This is a genomic window from Mannheimia sp., from assembly GCF_056854775.1.
This window is the reverse complement of the sequence record NZ_JBXGGI010000094.1, coordinates 1-5,313: the sequence shown is the minus strand read 5'-3', so window position 1 is coordinate 5,313 and position 5,313 is coordinate 1. Positions and strand designations below refer to the sequence as shown.

Genomic DNA, 5,313 nt, shown 5'->3' with positions numbered 1-5,313 from the left:
AATAATGCTCGTTGAATAGCTCCTACACTTGCCGCAGATACATTGCCGTATTCCACTTGGAATTCTTTCGCATTATCTGCCACAAATTTAAGTAAAGCACGCAAATCTTTTAAATCAATCAACAGCAATCCACGATCATCTGCTACACGGAAAACAAGATTTAATAAACCTTCTTGGGTATCGTTTAAGTTAAGTAAACGGGAAAGTAGCATCGGCCCCATTTCGGAAATCGTGGTACGAAGCGGAATGCCGGATTCACCAAACACGTCCCAAAATGAGACAGGATAACCGTTTAAGTAATCCTCTCCACCTAAGTTGAACATCTCAATGCGTTCTGCAATTTTTCCGGAAAAACTGCCCGCTTGTACTAAACCTGAAAGGTCGCCTTTTACATCAACCAAGAACACCGGCACACCATCATCACTAAAGCCTTCCGCCAATTTTCGTAACGTAACCGTTTTACCTGTACCTGTCGCACCAGCCACTAAACCGTGTCGGTTCGCCATTTTTGCGTTAAGTGAGATGACTTTGCCCGATTCTGTTTGAGCAATATTATATAAACCCATTTTTGATTCTCTTTCGTCTAAAATTAACTTTTAATGCCAATGCGGAAACCTCTATCCCAATTATGATAATAATGAGAAGGTAACTCTTTTACATTATAGCCACAGTATCTACTTCGTTGTTCTAACATTTGGTTTTTCTGTGCACGGAATGATTTCCCTACACGATAGCCATCTAAATACCAATCATCACTGTCTTTACAAGCGGTCGTATTTATCCGCTTATTTACAACAGTTTGATTAACTGTAGGTAATTTATTTTGACTAGCTTTAACCGTCGGATTTAATCCTATATTACGCTCTTTTTTCGTTATAATCTTAGCTGATGAATGGCGATTAACCGATTCTGCCGAAGATAACCAATCTTCCTCAAACTGCTCTAGGCTCTTACAGCCAGTCAGCAATACTAAGCAACATAGATATTTAGCAAACTTAATGGTATTCATAGCTCTATTTATTCCAACCATTACGATTATTTTTCTTTGCGACAAAAGGACTTTTAGTTCTTGGACGATTCACTTTCGGCAAATCAAATAAAGACTCCTTATCATATTGGCTGACCGGAATTTGATGTCCGATATACTCTTCGATAGCCGGTAAATTCACCGCGTAACGCTCACAGGCAAAGCTGATGGAATGCCCGCTCTCCCCTGCTCGCCCCGTTCTGCCAATACGATGAACATAATCTTCTTTATCATCAGGCAAATCGTAATTAAAAACGTGCGTTACATCCGGAATATGCAATCCACGAGCAGCCACATCAGTTACAACTAAAATATCCAAATTGCCTTTAGTGAAATTATCCAGCAACGACAGACGTTTTTTCTGCGGAATATCACCCGTTAGCATACCAACCCGATGACCATCTGCCGCCAAATATTGCCAAATTTCTTCGCATTTGTGTTTAGTATTGGCAAACACCATACAACGCTCCGGCCATTCTTCTTCTAATAAGGTTAATAATAATGCCATTTTATCTTCATTTGACGGATAAAACAGTTCTTCTTTAATGCGATGCCCTGTACGTTGCAGTGGTTCAATTTCAATGTATTCGGCATTATCCATATCTTCATAAGCAAGCTCTCGCACTTTTGCCGATAAAGTGGCAGAAAAGAGCAACGTTAAACGCTCAGAAGGCTTAGGTGCTTTTCGCATTAAATAGCGGATATCTTTAATAAAGCCAAGATCGAACATTCGATCTGCTTCATCTAGTACTATCACTTGAATGTTATCTAAGTTGATAATGCCTTGTTTTACATAATCAATCACTCGACCTGTTGTACCAACAAGAATATCTACACCTTTTTCAATTTCTTGCACCTGCTTATCGTAGCCATCTCCACCATAGGCAAGGGCAAGTTTAAGATCACAATGTTGTAAAAATAACTGTGCATCCGCCCCAATTTGTACCGCCAATTCACGAGTGGGGGCAAGAATTAAAGCTCTAGGTTGATTTTTTGCCGTTTCAATTTCATTATTTAATAAGTGGTTAAAGGTCGCAATTAAAAAGGCAAGCGTTTTCCCTGTACCCGTTTGGGCTTGTCCTGCAATGTCATTACCTTTTAAGGTAATCGGAAAGGTTTTCGCTTGAATTGGCGTACAGAACTCGAAACCTTTACTATCCAACGCATTCAGGACATTAGCGTGAATAGGGAAATCGATAAAACGGTGCTCGGTAAGATGGTTTGACATAATATTTCCTTGAGATAATTGTTATTGTTACAAGCGGTTATATTTTACTGAAAATTTGCAAAAAATTTAACAAAACTAACCGCTTTTCACTTTATTAGGCAAGATTGCTTGAAAAAGTTCTCGGCTTTTGAGCGGCTGAGAACCTAAATAGGGTTTTAATGCAATACGAGTAAACCGTTTTGCCGCTTGTTGGGTTGCTTTTTCTGAAAAATCAAGCTGAGAAAATGCCAGTAAATCACGCCCTAAAAAACTGTGGTTATTTTGAAGTAGCGAGGCAATAAAGCCTTCATTTTCTCTGAATTGATAGCTCATATTCGGATCAACCGGTAAACCTGTTGCCGCACAGTGGGTAAAATCCACCCCATAGCCCAATGCTTTTAAGGTATGAAATTCAAAAGTGCGTAAAATCGGCTCAACCTGATCTTGAGTGGCAAGTGCCGTCATACAATGTAAATAATGCAGAAAGAGCTCTGGGTAAGCGGTCTGATTTTCCAATACTCTTGCAAGTACCTCATTGATGTAGAAACCACTATAAAGAGCGATTGTTTCCATCGGTAAAGTGAGAGCCGCCGGCTCTGCTTTGGTAAGCGTTTTCAGATCCCCTTTACCCGACCACCGTAACAATAACGGCGTAAACGGCTGAAGTACCGCTTTCAACGGCGAACGAGCCCGCCTTGCTCCTTTAGCAAGTAGTGTGATCCGCCCGTAATGTTCCGTAAAGAAATCCACAAGCAAACTACTTTCGCTGTATTCTCGGCGATGAAGCACAAAGGCTCGTTGCCATTGGTCTGTGGTCATAATGTCTTATAAATTATGAGGCTGTAATACTTCTGCCAAATCTCCCCCTCCCCTTTTTGCTAAAGAGGGGAGATCGTACAAAGTCTATTTGTAAGTCATTTCCCTATTTAACAACTCAAGTAGAAAGATGAATTTAAAATTTATGGGGATCTAGTCCCCCTCTTTAGAAAAGAGGGGTTAGGGGAGATTTGATACAATCTTAACTTTACGAATGAAAGTTAAAAAAGCCTACTCCTCCATATACCCCAAACTTCTCAACGCTCTTTCGTCATCAGCCCAGCCAGCTTTAACTTTCACCCAAAGCTCAAGGTGGACTTGGTTATCAAACAGGCGTTCCATATCTTTACGGGCTTCAATACCAATGGTTTTGATTTTTTGACCGCCGGCACCGATAACCATTTTTTTCTGACCATCACGCTCACCCAAAATTAAGCCATTGATCTCATACACACCACGCTCGTTCATTTTAAATTGTTCAATTTCTACCGTTACCGAATAAGGCAATTCTTCACCGGTGAAACGCATTAATTTTTCACGGATAATTTCCGATGCCATAAAGCGTTGGGAACGGTCTGTTACGTACTCTTCAGGAAAATGATGCTCGCCCGGGCGTAACGATTCACGTACAAATTTTTGCAGAATATGGACGTTTTTACCACGTTGAGCCGAAATCGGGAGGATTTCTGCGAAATCAAATTTTTTTGAAAGCTCGGTAATATGTGGCAACAACTCTTCTTTTTCTTTGATATTGTCGATTTTGTTGATCGCCAACAAAACCGGAGCTTTTGCAGAGCGGAGCTTGTTCAACACCATTTCATCGTCATCCGTCCATTTTGTGCCTTCCACGACAAAAATGATTAAATCCACATCGCCAATCGCCGAGCTTGCTGCACGGTTCATTAAACGGTTAATGGCACGTTTTTCTTCAATGTGAAGACCCGGAGTATCCACATAAATCGCTTGGTATTGATCTTCGGTATGAATACCGACAATACGGTGGCGAGTGGTTTGAGCTTTGCGTGAGGTGATTGAAATTTTTTGCCCTAAAATTTTGTTTAATAAAGTCGATTTCCCAACATTCGGGCGACCAACAATGGCAATAAAGCCACAGTAGGTTTTGATTGGGATTTGGTTTTGTTCTGTCATTTGGTTTTCCTTTCATATAGATCCCCTTCTTTAGAAAGAAGGGAATTCGTTATTTCTTTGTTTTAATTACCGCTAGTACTTTTTCTGCTGCGTTTTGTTCGGCTTTACGGCGACTCGTGACGGTGCCGATAAAAATTTCATCGAGATTGATCACTTTGCAAGTAACACGGAAAGTTTGGTTATGGGCTTCGCCTTTAATATCTAATACATCATATTCAGGCAAGGGCAATTTTCTGCCCTGTAAAAACTCTTGCAGGCGGGTTTTTGGGTCTTTTTGTGAATCGTCTGGGCTGATTTCTTTTAATAAATCCGCATACCAATCCATCACTTTTGCCATTGCCTGATCCATATCTTGATCTAAATAGATAGCTGCAATTATGGCTTCTACACAGTCCGATAAAATAGATTCTCGGCGATGTCCGCCACTTTTTAGCTCACCCGGACCTAATTTTAGATATTCGCCTAAATCAAATTTACGGGCAATAATGGCTAAGGTTTGTTCACGCACAAGCGTTGCCCGCATACGGCTTAATTCTCCCTCGTTCGCTTTAGGGAATTTATCGTATAACGCTTTGCCGATAGTAAAATTTAAAATCGAATCGCCCAAAAATTCAAGGCGTTCATTATTTTTCGCCGCCGCACTACGGTGCGTTAAGGCTTGAGTGAGGTAATCAAGGTTATGAAATTGATAACCTAATTTTTTCTGTAATCGTTCGAGTTGCATAAATTCTTTATTTATTAAAGACTTAGGGGCGAATTACAATTCGCCCCTACACGACATTATTGAATAGTAGTAAACATTCTAGAAAAACGAAGCCCTGTAGGGAACTCGTTTGCTTTTTTATCTAAGCTGAGCCAGATAAAAGTTGCTTTACCTACAATGTTTTTCTCAGGTACAAAGCCCCAAAAACGGCTATCTTCACTGTTATCACGGTTATCGCCCATTACAAAGTAATGTCCTTCTGGCACAATCCACTCGCCTTCTGCTTGACCTTCTTGCTTGTAGAAATAAGGAGCATAGTTAAACGCCATCGGGTGATTTAAAATTTGATGCGTAACATCACCTTTTTCCATACGTTCCACTTGCATTTCACCGTGATAGAAGAACTCAGGG

7 protein-coding genes are annotated in these 5,313 nt (G+C 40.5%); all 7 read right to left on the bottom strand.

Going from position 1 to position 5,313, the window contains the following annotated elements:
* On the bottom strand, positions 1 to 566 hold a 566-nt coding region (locus tag ACJHV0_RS06410; protein ID WP_483133704.1), incomplete at its 3' end, for a helicase HerA-like domain-containing protein.
* 23 nt (positions 567 to 589) lie between these two features.
* Positions 590 to 1,009, bottom strand: a complete 420-nt coding sequence (locus tag ACJHV0_RS06405; RefSeq protein WP_483133703.1) for a hypothetical protein — start codon at positions 1,007 to 1,009, stop codon at positions 590 to 592.
* Between the two features lie 4 nt (positions 1,010 to 1,013).
* Complete coding sequence (gene rhlB, locus ACJHV0_RS06400; protein ID WP_334233137.1) at positions 1,014 to 2,255, bottom strand: ATP-dependent RNA helicase RhlB; 1,242 nt, start codon at positions 2,253 to 2,255, stop codon at positions 1,014 to 1,016.
* Between the two features lie 75 nt (positions 2,256 to 2,330).
* Positions 2,331 to 3,053, bottom strand: a complete 723-nt coding sequence (gene recO, locus ACJHV0_RS06395) for a DNA repair protein RecO (protein ID WP_483133702.1) — start codon at positions 3,051 to 3,053, stop codon at positions 2,331 to 2,333.
* A 228-nt stretch (positions 3,054 to 3,281) separates the two neighbouring features.
* On the bottom strand, positions 3,282 to 4,199 hold the full coding sequence (gene era, locus ACJHV0_RS06390; protein WP_483133701.1) for a GTPase Era: 918 nt from the start codon (positions 4,197 to 4,199) through the stop codon (positions 3,282 to 3,284).
* Positions 4,200 to 4,248: 49 nt separating this feature from the next.
* On the bottom strand, positions 4,249 to 4,923 hold the full coding sequence (gene rnc / locus ACJHV0_RS06385; RefSeq protein ID WP_483133700.1) for a ribonuclease III: 675 nt from the start codon (positions 4,921 to 4,923) through the stop codon (positions 4,249 to 4,251).
* A gap of 56 nt (positions 4,924 to 4,979) precedes the next feature.
* The coding region (gene lepB / locus ACJHV0_RS06380; RefSeq protein WP_483133699.1) for a signal peptidase I at positions 4,980 to 5,313 on the bottom strand (334 nt) is incomplete at its 5' end.